At 65.7% G+C, this 19,245-nt stretch carries 13 protein-coding genes; 7 read left to right on the forward strand and 6 right to left on the reverse strand.

Going from position 1 to position 19,245, the window contains the following annotated elements; translation table 11 throughout:
* Positions 1 to 56: 56 nt before the first annotated feature.
* Complete coding sequence (locus PSRA_RS03695; RefSeq protein ID WP_094660554.1) at positions 57 to 1,055, reverse strand: HhH-GPD family protein; 999 nt, start codon at positions 1,053 to 1,055, stop codon at positions 57 to 59.
* 37 nt (positions 1,056 to 1,092) lie between these two features.
* Here PSRA_RS03695 and PSRA_RS03700 point away from each other — a divergent pair, with 37 nt between their 5' ends.
* The 4 genes from PSRA_RS03700 to PSRA_RS03715 all read left to right on the forward strand — a co-directional run bounded on the left by PSRA_RS03700 (position 1,093) and on the right by PSRA_RS03715 (position 4,596).
* Positions 1,093 to 1,776, forward strand: a complete 684-nt coding sequence (locus PSRA_RS03700; RefSeq protein ID WP_245834881.1) for a tRNA (cytidine(34)-2'-O)-methyltransferase — start codon at positions 1,093 to 1,095, stop codon at positions 1,774 to 1,776.
* Between the two features lie 151 nt (positions 1,777 to 1,927).
* On the forward strand, positions 1,928 to 2,200 hold the full coding sequence (locus PSRA_RS03705; RefSeq protein WP_094660556.1) for an ACT domain-containing protein: 273 nt from the start codon (positions 1,928 to 1,930) through the stop codon (positions 2,198 to 2,200).
* Positions 2,201 to 2,255: 55 nt separating this feature from the next.
* Positions 2,256 to 3,620: a PFL family protein gene (locus tag PSRA_RS03710; protein ID WP_094660557.1), complete on the forward strand. Its 1,365-nt coding sequence runs from the start codon at positions 2,256 to 2,258 to the stop codon at positions 3,618 to 3,620.
* 202 nt (positions 3,621 to 3,822) lie between these two features.
* The gene (locus PSRA_RS03715; RefSeq protein WP_094660558.1) at positions 3,823 to 4,596 is read left to right on the forward strand and encodes a DeoR/GlpR family DNA-binding transcription regulator; all 774 of its coding nucleotides are present in this window, start codon (positions 3,823 to 3,825) and stop codon (positions 4,594 to 4,596) included.
* A gap of 121 nt (positions 4,597 to 4,717) precedes the next feature.
* Here PSRA_RS03715 and PSRA_RS03720 read toward each other — a convergent pair whose 3' ends face one another.
* On the reverse strand, positions 4,718 to 5,491 hold the full coding sequence (locus tag PSRA_RS03720) for a polyprenol monophosphomannose synthase (protein ID WP_245834872.1): 774 nt from the start codon (positions 5,489 to 5,491) through the stop codon (positions 4,718 to 4,720).
* 336 nt (positions 5,492 to 5,827) lie between these two features.
* Here PSRA_RS03720 and PSRA_RS03725 point away from each other — a divergent pair, with 336 nt between their 5' ends.
* From PSRA_RS03725 to PSRA_RS03735, 3 genes are all read left to right on the forward strand, one after another.
* Complete coding sequence (locus PSRA_RS03725; RefSeq protein ID WP_094660559.1) at positions 5,828 to 6,541, forward strand: Crp/Fnr family transcriptional regulator; 714 nt, start codon at positions 5,828 to 5,830, stop codon at positions 6,539 to 6,541.
* Between the two features lie 1,167 nt (positions 6,542 to 7,708).
* Entirely contained in the window at positions 7,709 to 9,877 is a 2,169-nt protein-coding gene (locus PSRA_RS03730; protein ID WP_094660560.1) for a transglycosylase domain-containing protein, read from the forward strand.
* Positions 9,878 to 10,251: 374 nt separating this feature from the next.
* Positions 10,252 to 11,697 (forward strand): NADH:flavin oxidoreductase/NADH oxidase, encoded by a 1,446-nt coding sequence (locus PSRA_RS03735; RefSeq protein ID WP_094660561.1) that lies wholly within the window; start codon positions 10,252 to 10,254, stop codon positions 11,695 to 11,697.
* Between the two features lie 700 nt (positions 11,698 to 12,397).
* Here PSRA_RS03735 and PSRA_RS03740 read toward each other — a convergent pair.
* The 4 genes from PSRA_RS03740 to PSRA_RS03755 form a co-directional block, all read right to left on the reverse strand.
* Positions 12,398 to 13,549 (reverse strand): quinone-dependent dihydroorotate dehydrogenase, encoded by a 1,152-nt coding sequence (locus PSRA_RS03740; RefSeq protein WP_094660562.1) that lies wholly within the window; start codon positions 13,547 to 13,549, stop codon positions 12,398 to 12,400.
* A gap of 67 nt (positions 13,550 to 13,616) precedes the next feature.
* On the reverse strand, positions 13,617 to 14,975 hold the full coding sequence (locus PSRA_RS03745) for a lipoate--protein ligase family protein (RefSeq protein WP_094660563.1): 1,359 nt from the start codon (positions 14,973 to 14,975) through the stop codon (positions 13,617 to 13,619).
* 428 nt (positions 14,976 to 15,403) lie between these two features.
* The gene (locus PSRA_RS03750) at positions 15,404 to 16,441 is read right to left on the reverse strand and encodes a 3-isopropylmalate dehydrogenase (protein ID WP_094660564.1); all 1,038 of its coding nucleotides are present in this window, start codon (positions 16,439 to 16,441) and stop codon (positions 15,404 to 15,406) included.
* Positions 16,442 to 16,552: 111 nt separating this feature from the next.
* Positions 16,553 to 19,192 carry a S9 family peptidase gene (locus PSRA_RS03755; RefSeq protein WP_245834873.1) on the reverse strand — a complete coding sequence of 880 codons (2,640 nt, stop codon included), beginning with the start codon at positions 19,190 to 19,192 and terminating at the stop codon, positions 16,553 to 16,555.
* Positions 19,193 to 19,245: the final 53 nt, after the last annotated feature.

Genomic DNA, 19,245 nt, shown 5'->3' on the forward strand with positions numbered 1-19,245 from the left:
ACAACAGCATTCGGCCCGGACGCCATGAGACGCCCGGGCCGTATTCCGTTTCCGGCTCACCCCTCGGGCAGACGCACCCCATGGTCGGCGCCGATCACGATCAGCCCGTCGTCATCCAGCGACGCAAGGCAGGCGTCGAGCTGCGCGCGGTCCTTCCACAGGCCGCGCACCGTGGCATAGGGCAGAACCGCTCCGGGCCCCGCCTGGCGCAGGGCGTTGAGCACGATGCCGCGCACCTGCCGGTCGGTGCCGGCGAAGCGCTGACGCGGGCGCGTGCGCCGCTGCCCCAGCCCCGGATACCCCGCGGCGCGGAACGCGCAGATATCCGCCACCGGGCAGTCCGCGCATGCCGGCGACGACGCAGTACACGCCACGGCGCCCAGCTCCATCACCGCCTCGTTCCACACAACCGAGGCGGAGGCATCGTCGGGAAGGCAGGCCTGCGCCAGCCTGCGGTCCGCCGCCGTCGTGGAGCCGCCCAGCGACTCGACGCCGCACATCGCGCGCTGCAGCACGCGCCGTATATTCGTGTCGATCACCGCCACGCGCCGCCCGAAGGCGAAGCTCAGAACCGCGCTCGCCGTGTAATCGCCCACGCCGGGCAGCGCCACGAGCTCGTCGTAAGTGCGCGGCAGGTCGCCGTCATAGCGGTCGCGCACCTGGATGGCGCATTCGCGCAGGCGCAGCGCACGTCGCGGGTACCCCAGCGACCCCCATGCCGTGATGACCTCGGCCGGGGTGGCGTCCGCGAGCGCGGCGGGCGTGGGCCAGCGGTCCATCCAAGCCGTCCAGAACGGCAGGACGCGGGCCATGGGCGTCTGCTGGCTCATGACCTCCGAGAGCAGCACGCCCCACGGGGTGGTGCGTCCGAAGCGCCACGGAAAGTCGCGCGCGGAGGCGTCCCACCAGGCCGTGAGCGGGGCGCGGCAGGCGCGGGCGCGCGAGACGGCGGCGCCATCGGACGCGGCGGCCGCGTGCGTGTCCGCGTGTGTATCCACGATGGCGCCATCATGCGCATCGTGCCGTCCGTGCGAGGGAGCATGGGTGTCTGTCATGGTTTTTATTGTGTCTCATATGACTGAAAATGGCGACATGACAGGCCGGACGGCGCAGACGGAGACGAAGGACGCGGCGCAGGCGGAGAAGAAAGTCGAGGCGATGTTCGAATACGGGTACCGCAAGTCGAACTACGGCCCCGACGAGCTCGTGACCGACGCGCACGGCAACCCGATCACGGTGGCCGACGCGATGATCTCGATCCAGGAGGCGGCGGCAGCGCCGACCTCGACGCCGCATCTGTGCTTCTACTCCCCGCGCATCCCCGGCAACACGGGCTCCGCCATCCGCCTGTGCGCCATGACGGGCACGATTCTGCACCTCATCGAGCCCATCGGATTCAATTTCAAAGACACGAAGCTGCGCCGCGCGGGCCTCGACTACCACGACATGGCGCATGTGGTGATCCATCCGGATTTCCAGAGCCTCGTCGACAGCATGCCGAACTCGCGCATCATCGCGTTCACCGAGAAGGGCTCGAAGCTGTACACCGAGGTCGAGTACCGGCCCGACGACATCCTCCTGTTCGGGCCGGAGCCGGGCAACGTGCCCGAGCCGCATGACGTGATGTTCGGCCCACATGTGGCCGAGCAGGTGCGCCTTCCCATGCGTCCCGTCACAAACGCCCTGCACAGGAAGCGCGACATGAACCTCGCCAACTGCGCGGCCATCGCCACCTACGAGGCGTGGCGGCAGATGGGCTTCGCCGGCGGCGAGTGACACGCCCTGCCCGTCGCACCGACGCGGCCGGAAACACCGTCCGGCCGCGACCCGGCCGTGCAGGCCCCGAATGAGGCCCCGTGCCGATATACTGTCTTCAGCGTCTCTTTGCAAGCCTCGCATAACCTCGCATAAAGATTCAGGAGTTTCCATGAACAAGGCAATCATCACCGTGGTGGGCCAGGATACCGTCGGCATCATCGCGCGCGTCTGCACGTACCTGTCCGACCACAGCATCAACGTCCTCGACATCTCGCAGACCATCATCGACGGCTTCTTCAACATGATGATGATCGTGGACTACACGAACTCCACCGCGGACTTCGAGGATGTCGTGAACGACCTGGACAAGCTCGGCGAGCAGATCGGCGTGCGCATCCGCTGCCAGCGCGAGGAGATCTTCACCCGCATGCACCGCGTCTAGGACGACGCCGGGACCACAGCCGCACCCATATTTCTCGCATACGAAGGATTACCTCATGCTGAATATCATGGAGGTCCACGAGACCAACAAGATGATCGAGCAGGAGCAGCTCGACGTCCGCACGATCACGATGGGCATCAGCCTGCTCGATTGCGCGACGAACGATGTCGACACCACCTGCAGCAACATCTACCGCAAGATCACGAACTACGCGAAGAACCTCGTGGCCACGGGCCGCGACATCGAACGCGACTTCGGCATCCCGATCGTCAACAAGCGCATCACCGTCACCCCGATCGCCCTCGTCGGCGCCAGCTGCTGCAAGACCACCGACGACTTCGTGAAGATCGCCCACGCGCTCGACAAGGCCGCGAAGGAGGTCGGCGTCGACCTCATCGGCGGCTACTCCGCACTGGTGAGCAAGGGCATGACGCCCGCGGAGAAGCTGCTCATCGAATCCATCCCACAGGCGCTGACGGAAACCGACATCGTGTGCTCCTCCGTCAACGTGGGCTCCACCAAAACCGGCATCGACATGGATGCCGTGAAGATGATCGGCGAGGTCATCAAGCAGACGTCCATCAACACCGCCGACCACGACAGCTACGGCTGCGTGAAGTTCGTGGTGTTCTGCAACGCCCCGGACGACAACCCGTTCATGGCGGGCGGCTTCCACGGCGTCACCGAGGGCGACGTGGTCATCAACGTGGGTGTGTCGGGCCCGGGCGTGGTGTCGCGCGCCCTCGACGAGGCCCGAGGCAAGGACTTCGAGTTCCTGTGCGAGACCATCAAGCGCACGGCGTTCAAGATCACGCGCGTCGGCCAGCTCGTGGCGCAGGAGGCGTCGCGTCGTCTCGGCGTGCCGTTCGGCATCATCGACCTGTCGCTGGCCCCGACGCCCGCGCCGCACGATTCCATCGGCGAGATCCTCGAGAAATGCGGCATCGAGCAGGTCGGCGCCCCCGGCACCACCGCGGCCCTGGCCATGCTCAACGACCAGGTGAAGAAGGGCGGCATCATGGCGTCCTCCTATGTGGGCGGCCTGTCCGGCGCGTTCATCCCGGTGTCCGAGGATGCCACGATGATCGAGGCCGCGCGTTCCGGCTGCCTCAAGATCGAGAAGCTCGAGGCCATGACGTGCGTGTGCTCCGTGGGCCTCGACATGATCGCGATCCCCGGCGACACGACGGCCGCGACGATTTCCGGCATCATCGCCGACGAAGCGGCCATCGGCATGGTCAACCAGAAGACGACCGCCGTGCGCGTCATCCCGGTGGCAGGCAAGGGCGTGGGCGACGAAGCCGAGTTCGGCGGCCTCATGGGCTATGCGCCGATTATTCCGGTGAACACCGTGAGCTGCGAGGAATTCATCAGCCGCGGCGGACGCATCCCGGCCCCGATCCACTCCTTCAAGAACTAACCAAGAACTAACCGGGCGTGTCGCCTTCGCGGTGCCGCCCGTCGTCCCGCGGCCCGCGCCCTTCCCCACCGCACGGTGGAAGGGCGCGGGCCGTCGCGCGGAATCGTGAGGAAACGCCCATCGTGTTCGTTTCTTAGCGATTCCTGTCACCTTCTAATCGATTTTCCCATGGTTACGTGCGGAACTATGTCATAATATTGTCATGATTTCATCCCAGAGGCAGCAATACATTCTGCGCAGGCTGCGAACCCACGGCACGGTCAGATGCGTCGACCTTGCCGAGGATCTGGATGTCTCCCCGATGACCATTCGCCGCGACATCGCGGCGCTCGAAGACAAGGGCCTGCTCAAGCGCGTCCACGGCGGCGCCGTGACGACGAGCACCCTGATGTCCGAACCGCTTTTCGCCGCGAAGTCCCAGAACGAGACCGGCGACAAGGAAGCCATCGCCAAGGCCGCGGTCGACCTCGTGTCCCCCGGCGACGTCATCGGAATCGGCGGCGGCTCGACCACCTATATGTTCGCGCAGTACCTTTTCGAATCCGACAAATCCGCGGGCATCACCGTGCTGACGAACTCCCTGCCCGTCGCCGACCTCGTGGAAGGGCTCGAGAACCGCGACGTCGAGGTCATCGTGACCGGAGGCGTGACGACGCGCTTCAAGTCGCTTATCGGACCCATCGCGAACAACGTCATCTCCTCGCTGCGCGTCAACAAACTGTTCCTCGGGGCGCACGCCGTGTCGCTGCCGCGCGGCTTTCTCACCCCGAATTCGCTGGAGTCCAGCACCAATGCCGCGTTCCTCTCCATCGCGGACCACGCCATCGTGCTCGCCGACCACACCAAGTGGACGAATACCTCGCTGTCCCTGTTCGCCGGTTTCGACGATGTCGAGACGATTATCACCGACGCGGGGCTGCCCCAGGAGTCGCTCGACGCCACCCGCGCGCTTGTTCCCAATGTCATTGTGAGCTAGGCGCGTCGCAAGTCAGGACGCCGTCGTTCTGCAGCGCCGTCGTGTCACAACGCCATCGTGTCGGCGGCACGACGGCGCCATCGTATTCCCCTTCCCCTCACGCCTCACAAAGCATGGCGCATCATGAGGTGTGGCGCACGCGTTTGCGGCGGTAGTCGCCGGTATGCGTCAGGCGCTGGAAACCCCAGCGCGTCACCGCGCACATGGCCTCGATGACGATGGCCTTGCTCATCTTCGACTTGCCGCGCGTGCGCTCCACGAAAACGATCGGCACCTCGAGGATCTTCCCGCCCGCCTGGTGCACGCGGCGCGTCATATCCACCTGGAACACGTAGCCGTTCGCACGCACCGTGTCGAGGTGCAGGCGCTGCATCACCGACGCGCGGTAGGCGCGGAAGCCGGCGGTCATGTCATGCACGGGCACGCCGAGGCACATGCGCGAGTACCACGATCCGCAGCGCGAGATGAAGTCACGATACACCGGCCAGTTCTCCGTCGTGCCGCCGGGCACGCGGCGCGAGCCGATCACGAGGTCCACGTCGGGGCGCTCGTCGATGGCCTTGAGCAGGCGCGGGAGGTCCTGCGGGCGGTGCGAGCCGTCCATGTCCATCTCGCACACCACGTCGTACTGGCGCAGGAGGGCCCACTGGAAGCCCGCGAGGTAGGCGGGACCGAGGCCGTTCTTCGTCTTGCGGTGGATGACGAACAGATGCGGGTTCTTCGCGGCCATCTCCTCGGCGAGCTCGCCGGTGCCGTCGGGCGAGGAATCGTCCACCACGAGCACGTCGACGTTCGGGCAGTTCTCCATGATTCCGCCGATGGTCGGCTCGAGGTTCTCGCGCTCGTTATAGGTCGGCATGATCACGACAACGCGCTGCTTGCTCTTGTATGGCATGGTCTTATCCTTGCATCCTCGCCCGGTCGGTTCCACAGCCGGCGCCCCACGACGCCGATTCCGAATTCCAACATTACCCCACCGTCCGCCGGTCCGCGTGTAGGGGCGGATGCATCGTGTTTTCTTCCCAGCTCCTCCTCTTCCTTCTCTTCCCCGTCTCTCCCCTTTCTACTTCTCGCTTCCCATCCCGCCGCGACCGCGTCTTTTCCTCTCCCCATCGTTCCCGCGATAGGATAGCAGCAGTACTCACAGGGAGGGCTTATGGATCTTTCGTCTTTTTCGCCGAGGGAGTCCGAAACGTCTCGCACAAGCCGCGCCGGCGCGCCACGGCGGCCGATGACGCCGAACGGAACCCCGCGCGAGGAAGCCGACCTGCTGCTCGGAACGGCGCTGTTCCGCCAGGTCCCGCCGGCCGACGCCGCGCAGCTCATCCCGCATCTGAAGCATCGTGTTTTCGCCAAGGGCGACCTCATCTTCAGCCAAGGCGACACCGACCAGCGCATGTACGTCATCGAACGCGGGCGGGTGAAGCTGACGCGCGAGTCCGCCGACCACCGCATCCAGCTGCTGTCGATCTCCACCGCCGGCGAAATCCTCGGCGAGATTCCCGTGTTCGACCCCAACGGCGGGCCACGCACGGCCAACGCCATCGCCATGACGAACGGCACCGCCACCGCGTCGCTCGAGCATGACGTGCTCTTCGGCTGGCTCGACGACCATCCGCGCGTCGCCGTCAACATGCTGCAGGTGCTCGCCAACCGCATGCGGCTGAATAACGAGCACATCTCCGACCTTGTGTTCATGGACGTTCCGGGACGCCTGGCGAAAACGCTGCTCGACCTGGCGAAACGATTCGGCAAGCCGACCGAGGCGGGCATCGCCGTCACGCACGGACTCACGCAGGAGGAGCTCGCACAGCTCGTGGGAACGTCGCGCGAAACCGTGAACAAGGCGCTGATGGACTTCACCAATCGCGGGTGGATTGCGCGCGACGGACGGACGATCGTAATTTTCCAGCCCGGCCAGCTGATCCGCCGCGCGCAGCGGTAGTGCCGTGGGGCGCGGGGCGGGACGGGACCGTTTGGGGCGTTCACCGTACACATCCGCTCACACTGAACGCCCCCGACCTCGCCAAACCCGCCCCAAACCGGACTCAGCACCGTTCACCGCACACAAACGCTCACACTAAAGATGGTCGAGATGCTGGTGAGGGAGGGATCGAGGCGAAGTGAGGAGGTGGCGAAGAGATCGTGGGGAAAATCGTGGAGACAAACCAAACCGCCACCGTTCATAGCGAAGAAACCTCACCATGAACCACGCTTCCGGCAACCGACCACCCCAACCCAGCGAAAACCCACCCTCGAGGCGAAAAATCCTCACCATGAGGAACGATTCCCCCAGCCAGCCACGCCAACCCAGCGAAAACCGACCCTCATGGTGAACAATCCTCACCACGAACCGACATTTCCCGACCACACCACCCCAACCCAGCCCAAATCGTTCCTCGAGGCGAAAAATCCTCGCCATGAACCACGATTCCGGCAACCGACCACCCCAACCCAGCGAAAACCCAGCCTCGTGGCGAAGAAACCTCACCACGAACCACGATTCCCCCAACCACACCACCCCGCCTCAGCGAAAACCCACCCTCGAGGCGAAAAATCCTCACCATGAACCACGATTCCCCGACCACACCACACCAACCCAGCGAAAACCCACCCTCGAGGCGAAAAATCCTCACCATGAGGAACGATTTCCCCAGCCAGCCACGCCAACCCAGCGAAAACCCAACCTCATGGCGAAAGAAACTCACCACGAACCGACAGTTACCGACCACACCACACCAACCCAGCCCAAATCGTTCCTCGGGGTGAAAAATCCTCACCACGAACCACGATTCCCCGACCGCACCACCCCGCCCCAGCGAAAACCGACCCTCGTGGCGAAAGATCCTCGCCATGAACCACGATTCCCCAACCACACCACCCCGCCTCAGCGAAAACCGACCCTCATGGCGAACAATCCTCACCACGAACCCACACCCACACCAACCACTCAGCAACCGCCCAGCCGCCGTACACCACCCGCCCAAACTCCGCCCAAACCCACCCCTCCCCCGCCCAACGGATGTGTCGAGATTGTGGTTATTGCCCCCGGAAGCGCCGATTCGAGCCATTTCCACGGAAAAGGTAGAGCACGAATCATAAAATGAGGCGTATGTCTAAGAAGAAGCAAAAGCGAACCCGAGAACGAAAGAACGTCTTCGCACTGCTGCTCGCCTATCTGGTATGCATCCTGGCGGGTGGAGTCGTCGCATCCGGTTTCCTCATGCCGTTCGTCGTCGCCACCGACCAGGTCGCGGAATCCGCGAGCCCCTCGCTGACGGTGTCCGAGATCGACTTCAACCCGAACAACCTCCCACAGCAGTCCAAGATGTACGCCTCCGACGGCACCACGCTGATCGCGACGTTCTACACGCAGAACCGCATCGTGGTGGACCTGTCGCATGTCTCGCAGTACATGCAGCAGGCCGTGGTCGCCCGCGAGGACCGCCGCTTCTTCCAGCACTCCGGCGTCGACGTCCAGGGCGTGCTGCGAGCCTTCGTGCAGACCTACGTCAAGGGCGGCGACACCCAGGGCGGCTCCACCCTGACGCAGCAGTACGTCAAGAACATGCTTATCAACGAGGCCACGAGCAACGATGACCCGATCGGCGCGTACCACGCCTCGGAAGACACCATCTCCCGCAAGGTCAAGGAGATGCTCATCGCCCTGCAGATCGAGAAGAAGTATTCGAAGAGCGAAATCCTGCAGGGATACCTCAACATCGCGCAGTTCGGCACCAGTGTGTACGGCGTGGAGACCGCGGCCGAGCACTACTTCTCCAAGTCCGCGGCAGAGCTGGACCTCGGTGAGGCGGCCACCATCGCGGCCATCACCAAGAACCCGGCCGGCTATGACCCCACCGTGCATCCGGACGCGGCACAGGAACAGCGCAACATCGTGCTCGACCTCATGGTGGAGTGTGGCTTCACCACACAGGCCGAGGCCGACGCAGCGAAAGCCGTGAACATAGCCGACATGCTGCATGTCAAGGATGTCCCGGTCGGCTGCCAGACGGCAGGCCAGGCCGCGTTCTTCTGCGACTACGTGGTGCACAAGATCGAGAACTCCGACGTGTTCGGCGCCACGGCGGAGGACCGCCAGAGGCTGCTGTACCAGGGCGGTCTGACGATTTACACCACGATGGACGTGGACGCCGAGAACATCGCGAACGCGGCCGTGCGCAACGGCATTCCCGAAAACGACCCGTCCGGATTCGAAGCCGCGCTGGCCTCGGTCGAGCCGGGCACCGGCAAGGTGCTGGCGCTGGCGATCAATCGAACGTACAACGCGCTGGCCACGGCGAGCGATACCGAGACGTCGATCAACTACGCCGTCGACCAGGTGGACGGCGGAGGCGGCGGCTTCCAGACCGGTTCGACGTTCAAGGTCATGAACCTCTCGACATGGCTGACGAACGGCAACGGCGCGAAGGTGGCCCTGCCGACCTCGACCAGGTACGACACCAGCGGCTTCGAATGCAACACCACGGGCGCCGACTCGTGGGCCGTGCAGAACGCAGGCGGCGGCACCGTGAACCCGGAGACGCCGGAGCACGCGCTCATGTACTCGCATAACACCACGCAGGCCACGATGGGCCAGCGCCTCGGCCTGTGCAAGATCGCGGACACGGCCACGGCCATGGGCTATAAGAACGCCTCCTCGTCCGGCAGCGACCTGCACACCACCATCACCCCGACGAACCTCATCGGCTCCGGTTACGCCTCGCCGCTGACGATGGCCTCGGTCTATGCCACCATCGCCGCGAACGGCATGCACTGCGACCCGATCGCCATCACGCGCGTGACGGATTCCTCGGGCAACGACATGGCCGTGCCGAGTGCGAACTGCACGCAGGCGATTCCGGCGAATGTGGCGCAGACCGTCGCGTACATCATGTACGAAGGAAAGGTGGGCGCCGCCTACTACAGCCAGCTGAACGGCGTCAAGACCTTCGCCAAAACCGGTACCGCAGACAGCTACTTCATGCTGACCGGCGGCTTCGTGACGGGCGCCGCCACCTATGTGGCGACCGGTAACGAGGAGTCGCTGCAGTCCTTCGACAACATGACGATCAACGGCGTCAGGCGCGCCACCTGGGATGGCTCCACGATCGCAACGCCGATCTGGAAGGAGTTCATGAACAACTACATCGCCACGGGCAAGGTGGCGCATGACGAGAACTACGGCCAGCCCGATGCCTCGCTCATGACCTCGACCGGCCAGGGCCAGTGGCGCACCACCACGACCGGCCTCGGCATGCGCCAGGTGCAGATCAGCTAGCGGTTGCGGTTGGCGCGGCGTGTGCTGGCGCGGTGCGGTTGGCATACGATTGCGCCGGCCTATGACCGCACCGGACTGTGATTCGAGGGGCGTCGTCCTTATGGACGGCGCCCCTCTCGCATTCCGCCATCGCATTCCGCCATCGTGGATCGAAATCGTGAATCGTGTATATTCCCGCCGCCACAACCCGCGTCGATAACGCGTCAAAGGTTAATTCCAGCTGAATTCCCGGCCACGAAACGGTTCCGCCTTCTATACTTGTTGCGGATGGCTCATCTTCGGCGCCGTACCGTGCACTATGCAAAGAGGCATCTGTCCGGTAGCCGAACCAAGCCGCGTAAGAATTCGTGTACTGTCCAGGGAGGAACCAGACGATGAGCAAGCATCGCGAGAAGGAAACCGCCGACAAGGTGTCGGGAGCTCCGAAGCAGGAGATCATCGACGAGCCCTCCGGCGTGAGCGCCGTCGAGAAGCTCGCCGAGAACGCCGAGAAGCAGGCGAAGAAGGCGCGCAAGGAGGAGAAGGCGCTGGCCAAGGCCGAGAAGAAGGCGCGCAAGGAGGCCGAGAAGGCCGCCAAGGAAGCCAAGGACGGAAAAGACGGCAAAGACAAGAAGTCCGAGAAGAAGGCGAAGAAGAGCAAGAAGGCAGCCGCCGCCCTCGCCGCGAGTGCCGCCGCTGCCGCCGCCGACGCGGACACGCGTGCCGCCGACGCCGCCCCGCTGCCCAAGCTTTTCGAGCCGCTCACGTTGCGCTCGGTCACTTTCCGCAACCGCATCTGGCTGCCGCCGATGGACACGTACTCGGTGTTCGCTCAGGACGGCAAGCCCACGCCGTTCCATTACCAGCACTATGTGTCGCGCGCGCTCGGCGGGTTCGGCCTCATTATCTGCGAGTCCACGGCCGTGGCGCCGGAAGGCCGCATCTCCCCGAACGACGTGGGTCTGTGGGAAGACGGCCAGGTGGATGCGTGGCGTTGGATCGTGGATGACATCAAGAAGGCGGGCGCCGTGGCCGGCGTGCAGCTCAACCACGGCGGGCGCAAGGCGTCGACCGGGTCGTTCTCGCTCGGCTACATCAACCAGACCGTTCCCGCGGAGCGCGGCGGATGGCAGCCGCTGGGGCCGTCGCCCATCGCGTTCGGCAAGTGCGTGACACCGACCGAGATGACCGTGGAGCAGATTCACGCGGTGGTGGATCAGTTCCGCGCCGCCGCGCAGCGCGCGCTGTGGGCCGGGTTCCAGGTGGTGGAGATCCACGCGGCGCACGGCTACCTGCTCAGCGAGTTCCTCGATCCGCTCGTGAACCAGCGCACCGACGAGTACGGCGGCAGCTTCGAGAACCGCGCGCGCCTTCTCGTGGACGTGGTGGACGCCGTGCGCGACGTGTGGCCGGCGGGTCTGCCGCTGTTCGTGCGCGTGTCGGCCACGGATTGGTCGGTGGAGAAGGGGTCGTGGGACCTCAAGCAGACGATTGCGCTGGCCGCGAAGCTGCGCAACCACGGCGTGGACCTCGTGGACGTGTCGACCGGCGGCATTGTGAGCGGCGTGTCGATTCCGGCGGCGCCGAACTACCAGGTGCCGTTCAGCGAGGCCGTGCACCATCAGGTGGATATCCCGACCACCACGGTGGGCCTCATCACCGAGCCGCGCCAGGCCGAGGACATCCTCGAACAGGACCGCGCCACCGCCGTGGAGATCGGCCGCGCCGCGCTGCGCGAGCCCTACTGGCCGCTCCGCGCCGCCGCTGCGCTCGGCGTCGATCGCAACGATGCCCCGTATCCCCCGCAGTACATCCGCGGAGCCTACGGCACGAAGCGGTAAGCGGGCGCGTGTTGCGAGGGCGCGCGTTGGCGTTCGGGCGCAGGCGCGAGGGCGTAGGCGGGCGCGAGGCATTGCGAATCGTAGCGCCCTGAGGTAGCGCTTCCCATACAACACGATGGCACCTCACGATGGCGCCTTCCTAGGGCGGAGACCTCCGGTCTCCGCCCTTTCGCGTCCCGGAATCGTATTGCCTCCCGCCGCCGGAGCCGTTCACCGCGCACGAACGCTCACACTCAACGGCTCCGACCCCACCAAAACACCCCCAAACCAGACTCAACACCCTTCAGTGCACACGAACGCTCACACTCAACGGCCATTGACGTTTGAGGAGGGGACCCCCCAAGGGGGAATCGGCATCGTCATGGCGAAGAAACCTCGCCACGAACCCACATTCCCCGACTCCACCCCGCCATCGAAGGAAAAATCGTGGTTCATGGCGAAGAAACCTCGCCACGAACCCACATTCCCCGACTCCACCCCGCCATCGAAGGAAAAATCGTGGTTCATGGCGAAGAAACCTCACCATGAACCGCATACCGTGGCACAATCCGACGCAAGGCCAACGTAAAGGTCCTTCATGGCGAAGAAACCTCGCCACGAAGGACCTCCATGTCATCGAGCGGTCTCATACCACCGCCCGCGCCATCATCGCGCGCCGAACCGAACGCCGCCCCGCGCCGCCGCCCCGCGCGCCTCGATGTCACATATCGACGTCCACGCCCACGGCTTCCGTGACGGAGGAGAATCCGTCGCGGCGCAGAAGCTCGGCCAGGCCGCGTTTGAGGACGGCGATGTTCTGGGGTCCGAGGTACATCAGCGACGACACGAACTGAATGAGGCTCGCGCCGTTGCGGATCTTGCGGTAGGCGTCCTCGGGCGTGAACACGCCGCCGATGCCGGCGATGATGAAGCGATCGCCGTATTCCTTGTACACCTGCGCGATAAGCCTGTCGTTCTCGTCGCGGCACGGTCCGCCGGACAGTCCGCCCTTCCAGGACTCGGGCACATCGAGCCCGGTACGGTCCTTCTGCAGGTTGCTCAGCGACACCGCCTGCACGTCATGCGCGGCGAGCACGTCGAGAAGCGCGCTCATCTCCTTCCAGCTCTTGTTCAGCGGCAGCTTGACGAGCACGGGCTGCGAGCGGTCGATCTCGTCGAGCGCGTCGAAGAGCAGGTCGAGGTTGACCGGATCGTCAGTGAAGGGCTCGCCGGCCATCGTGTTCGGGCACGAGACGTTGATCTCGATCATGTCGGTGCGCCCCACGGCGCGGCGCATGGATGTGCAGTAGTCCTCGATGCCTTCGTCAAGGTCGCCGCACAGCCGGTCGTTCGTGCGCGCAAGCGACACGGAGACGCGCATTGTCTCGCACTGCGTCCACGCCTTCTCGGCGCGGCGGATCACCTTCTCGGAGCCGTCGTTCGCAAGCCCCGCGTGCACGACCATGCTCCGGTACTGCGGGAGGCGGTGGAACCAAGGGCGCGGATTGCCCGCGCAAGGGCGGCTCGTGGTGCTGCCGATGGTTTCGAAGCCGAATCCGGCGGCGTCGAGCACCACGGGCAGGTCGCAGTCCTTGTCAAGCCCAGCGGTCAGGCCGAAGGGGTTGAGGAATGGCACGCCCATCACGGTTGATTCGAGGATGGGATCGGTGTAGTCAAGCATCTCGCGCAGCATCCACATGAGCGGGCGTACGCGGACGGCCTGGCGGCAGAAGTCGATCATGGCGGCGTGCGCATAGTCGGGCTTCATGGCGAAGAAGGCCTTCTTGGCGATTTTCTGGTAGCCGAAGGCGAAGAGCCCGGTGCTGGCCCTGTTGATGGCGTCCTTGGCGGGCGACTCGGTTGTATAGGTCATGGCCTCTCCTTTCGACGGGAGCGTTGCGGCTCCGATGCCGTGGGATGCGCGGGCGCACGGAATACGATTACGCGATGCGCGGCGTCCACCGCTGCGTGGCATACTTAGCGTCGCGCAGGGCGCGCGCGTCAGCCATCACGTCTTCTCCGATTGTAGCCTCATGGGCCCCGGGCAGCGTGGCGAGCGCGAACCGCCCGAGATAATCCACGATGGCGCCGCGTGTACGAGGCGCCTTGGAGTCGGCGAGCCCGTCGAGCTGCCGACGCAGCGGATCGACGCGGCGAGAGGCGGATTTCACGGCTTTGTCACGCATTTTCTCCGAGGAGACGCGCAACACGCGGACCATGGTGTCGGCGTCAATATCGTAGGCCATCGTGACATGGTGCAGCAGGCAGCCGGGACCGGCATCCGCGGCAGCGCCGGCACCGGCACCGGCATCTGCCGCGCCTGCGCCAGCCTCGACGCGCGGGGCGGGGAACCGACGCGCGGCCGACCCGCCGATTTTGCCCCGTGGGGAGGCGAGGTCGTTGAAGGCGTCGAAGCGCACGTCGAGCCCCAGCTGCCGCAAGGCGACGACCACCCACTCGTTGCACCGTCGGTAGGCTTCGCGGGGCGTCAGCCCGTCCACGAAGGCGAGAGGCACGTACAGCGAGAACGTCACGGTGTGTTCGGGGCGCACGAACATGGCGCCTCCTCCCGTGCAGCGGCGCACGACGGTGAAGCCCAGGCTGCGCGCGGCATCCGGGTCCACCTCATGGCTCAGCGACTGGAAGGCGCCGATGACGACGGCCGGCGCGCCCCATTTCCACAGGCGCAGCAACGTTGCGGTGCGGCCACACGCCACGCTGCGCGCAATGGATTCGTCGAGCGCCATCTGCATGGCGGGATCGAGGGGCTCGGGGTCGCGCATGACGCCCCAGTCGCAGCTTTTCCACGCGTTGGAAAGCGCCACGGGTGCACCATTCACGATGTCGCCGCGCCGTGACGCGAGGATATTCTGTGACGTGAGGACGTTCTGTGGCGCATCTACAGCTTCTCCGCTCTCCACGGTTGGAGTGCCCTTCACAACATCGGGGTCTCCCGCGGCACCCGTCCCGCCCGCCGCCCGCGCGGCGGCGATGGCGATCGCCCGCGCGTCGATGCCCACAGGAAGGGAGTCTGGCGCATGCACCGAGAACAGACGGCGCAGGGTGGCCTCGATATCGTCAACCGTCGCTCGTCCCTCCCCCACGCACTGCGCAATCGTCATGCCGGCCGCCTTGAGCAGGGGAATCGTCAGCTCATCGACGGACGCGAAGAAATCGCCGTCCACCTGCGCGCCCTCGGCATGCTGCGTTTCCCCGGCATGTGTGTGGTCACTCCACATAATCGTGACGCCTACGAGCTTGCCGCCCGGCGTCTTGTACTCGCCTCGCGTCTGACGCATCCGATCCTCCTCCGATTGCCGCTTCCACGAATGGTGCGCCACCGCACCCGTCACGTGTGCCGTCTGCGCACCATACCGATGCACGGGGCGCCCGGCCATGCACACACGGTAGCACGACACGCCTCGTTTCTCACGCGTGTCACGTGACCACACCACAAAGCTCACACGCCATGCCCGGCGATTGACAACGGATATAAACGGATATGAAAAACGGGATCTTCGGGATTCCACCGTGGAATTCCAAAGATCCCGTCGCCGCCGCCATCCGACGAGGCTTCCCAGGTCGGCGCCGGATGGCGTGGCGTCTTACGCGCCGGCCGCGACACGCCTCGTTTCTCACGCGTGTCGCGCTCCGATGCAAGTCAAACGGCCGTCTGGTTCGCGGGGCGGCACAGCGCTACCCGCAGTATCAGGCGGCTTCAGGGCGCTTACAGACGCGCCAGGATGTCCTGACCCACCTCATGCGTGGTGCGCTGGGTCGACCCCTTCTCGAGAATGTCGGCCTGCACGGCGGCGTCGATGCGCTCCGCCTGCTCGTCGAAGCCGAGGTGACGCAGCAACATGGCGGTGGAAAGGATGGCGGCCGTCGGGTTCGCGATGCCCTTGCCGGCGATATCCGGCGCAGAGCCGTGGATCGGCTCGAACATCGACGGATACTCGTTCGACGCATTGATGTTGCCGGACGCGGAGTAGCCCACGCCACCCACCACGGCGCCGGCCTCGTCGGTGAGGATGTCGCCGAAGAGGTTGTCGGTGAGGATGACGTCGAAACGGCTCGGATCGGTCACGATGAAGATCGTGGCGGCGTCCACATGGAGGTAATCGTGCTCGACCTCCGGGAACTCCTGCGCCACCTTGTCGACGACGCGCTGCCACATGTCGCCGGCGTTCGTCAGAACGTTCTTCTTGTGCACAAGCGTCACGTGCTTCTTGCGCTTCATGGCGAGCTGGAAGGCGTAGCGGGCCACGCGCTCGGCGCCGAACCACGTGTTGATGGAGACCTCGGTGGCCACCTCGTTCGGAGTGTTGCGACGCACGGCGCCGCCCGCACCGCAGTACAGGCCCTCGGTGCCTTCGCGCACGACCACGAAGTCGATGTCGCCGGGGTTGGCGAGCGGGGAGGTGACGCCCTTGTAGAGCTTGGACGGGCGCAGATTGATGTACTGGTCGAGGGCGAAGCGGAGCTTGAGCAGCAGGCCGCGCTCGAGGATGCCGGCCTTGACGCGCGGGTCGCCCACGGCGCCGAGGAGGATGGCGTCCTGCTTCTTGATGAGCTCGAGGTCCTCGTCCGGCAGAATCGTGCCGTCAGACAGGTAGCGCTCGGCTCCGAGATCGAAATCCGTGTAGTTGAATTCAGCGACGCCCTCGGTGGCCTTCTCAAGAACGGCCTGGGCCTCGGGGGTGATTTCCTTGCCAATGCCATCGCCGGGGATGACGGCGATGTTGTATGTCTTCTTTTCTGCCATGGCTCCGAGCTTAGGCGGCGCACAATGGGCGCCGGCGGTGAGTATCGCCTGCCGGACACAGCGTCCACACTGTGAACGCCGCGTCCGGTGCAGGCACCACCGCCGCTCGGACTACCGCGTCAGTCCCATCGTGACAAGCGTCCACGCGTTCTCTTCGCTGACTTCCTGCCACTGATGGTAGCGGCCGCTGCCACCGCCGTGGCCCGCGTCGATCTCGATGCGCGCGATGGCGTCGGCGCCCGCCCCGGCCTCCTGCAGGCGAGCGAGCCATTTAAGCGGCTCCACGTACAGCACGCGCGTGTCGTTCATGGAGGTGGTGATGAAGATATGCGGCATATGCGACGTTCCGTACGCCGCGTCGCGCGCGGCCGCGTCCATCGTGTTCTCGTAAGGGGAATACGATTTCATGTACTCATACACGCGCCGGTCGTGCAGCGGGTCGCCCCACTCGTCCCACTCCGTCACGGTCAGCGGAAGGTCGGGGTCGAGCATGGATGTCAGCGCATCGACGAAGGGCACGTCCGCCTCGATGCCGGCGTACAGGTACGGCGCCATCGTCGCGATCGCGCCCATGAGCAGGCCGCCGGCGGAACCGCCGCAGGCCACGGTGCGCGAGCGCGCCACCCAGCCCTGTGCCTGGAGCGCCGCCGTGACGTCGATGAAGTCGGTGAAGGTGTTGGCCTTGTTCGTGCGGCGCCCCTGCTCATACCAGGCGCGTCCCATCTCGCCACCCCCGCGCACATGCGCCAACGCATACACCACGCCGCGGTCGAGCATGCTGGGGCGCGACACGGAGAAGCCCGGGTCGGAGCTGATGCCGTAGGCGCCGTAGCCGGTGATGAACAGGGGCGCGGCGTCCAGGTGGTCTTGGGAGAGCCATGCGTCGGCGGAGCGCGCGGCGGCATCGGCAGCTGCGTCGACAGCGGCATCGGCTGCGCCGGCATTCCCGTCGCGAGCGCCATCGCGCGCGGCGCGGTTCGCCGCAATCATCGACGCCACATCGGGCGCGTCGATCACCGTATCGACGAGGCCCAGGCCGCCCGCCGCGTCGAGCGCGGGCACGAGCCCGGCCTTCCACACCAGCGAAACCGGCACTCGCACGCCGTCGCGCACGCGCACCCACAGGCGGCGTTCGCGGTACGCGGAGGCATCGTAATGCGGCACGTCGCGGCGACGCAGAAGCGTGTCCTCGCCCGTGCGCATATTGAGCTGGCGCAGCTCCGTGGGCTGCGTGAAGCTGTTGAACGAGTAGCGCGCCGTGGGCGCCTCGTACGACGAATTGCCCGAGAAGCCGATGGAGACGAGCAGGTCGGGGCGGTTCGCGGTGATCTCGCGGAACGGCCACGGACGGCCCTCGAGGAAGGCGCGCGCCGCCTCCGCCTTGGGCATGATGGCGATATGGGTCAGGCTCGAGGCGCGGTAGTCGAGCGCCACGTAGTCGCGGTACGCCGCGATGCCGTCGACGCGCAGACCGCGCAGGCCTTGCAGGATGGCGGGATTGCGCGGGTCGTCGCACGGCGTGTCGGCCGGCAGGGCGCGCTGATCGGGCGAGGACTTCTCGCATCCGGCGGCGCTTCCGACGGCCACCACCTGCCCCTCGCCCAGCGTGTACGGCGGCTTGTGCGAGCGCAGGTCGATCACGTCGATTTCGAAATTCGGATTCGTGACGTTGTGGATCACGAGGGCAATCGGAATGTCGGAGCCGCCCTCGCCCGCACCTTCGAAGGAGGCGAAACTCACATCGTATTCCACGCCTTCGGTGCGCGGGATGAACGGTTTGAACTCGCCGGTCGGGTCGCTTGCCGGCAGCAGGAGCACCTCGGTGGTTGTTTTGGAATCCGTCTCGATCACAAGGCGCGTTTCGTCGAACGACATTCCCACGCCCACCCAGAAGCGCTCGTCGTCCTCGTGCCACGCCTCGCGGTCCTCGGAGGCCGGCGTGCCGACGCGGTGCCGCCACACGGAGTAGGGGCGCCAGGCGTCGTCCACCTTCGTATAGAAAACCCACTTGCCGTCGGGCGTGATGAGTCCGCCGGCGGCCACCTGGTCGATATGCTCCGGCAGGTCGCGGCCGGTGCTCAGGTCCCGGATGCGAAGGTCGTAACGCTCGTCGCCGTGGGTGTCGGTTCCGTACAGGAGCCAGCGCCCGTCGCGGCTGAGGTCCATGACGCCGAGGCGGAAGAAATCGTGGCCCTCGGCCTCCTTGTTCGAGTCGAAGACGATTTCCTCGCCCGGCAGAGGGGACTCCGGGTCGACGGTGGGCGGGTTCCAGTCCTGCGCGTCGAGCACTGGCGTGCGGCAGGTCACGCCGTATTCCTGGCCCTTGTGCGTGCGGCCGAAATACCAATAGCCGTGGATGCGCACGGGAACCGACATGTCGGTTTCATGCACGCGGCCGCGCAGCTCGTCGAGCAGCGTGGCGGCGAAGGCGGCGTGCGGTTTCATGCGCTCGCCGAACAGCGCGTTCTGCGCGGCCACGTAGGATGTGACGTCGGGCGAGGTTTTCTCGCGCATCCACTCGTAGGGGTCGGTGAAGACGTCGCCGTGCGCCTCGCGCCGATGCACGATGCGCCGGGCCGGCGGGTATCCTGCGGCCGTGAGGCAGTCCAGTCGGGCGCCTTCGGTGTCGTTGGCGCCCCTGGCACCCTGCGCGGCCTGTGCGGCCTGTGCGGCCCCGGCGTCTCGTGCGCCCCCGACCACATTGGCGGCGGCTTCCTTCGCAGCGCCGTCCATCGTGCCATCATCGACCATGGCATACCGCCTTTCTGCCGCGTGTCGCGCGGCCCGTGCTTCCTTCGGCCCGT

Origin of the sequence: Pseudoscardovia radai (assembly GCF_002259605.1) — a bacterium.
GTDB lineage: Bacteria > Actinomycetota > Actinomycetes > Actinomycetales > Bifidobacteriaceae > Pseudoscardovia > Pseudoscardovia radai.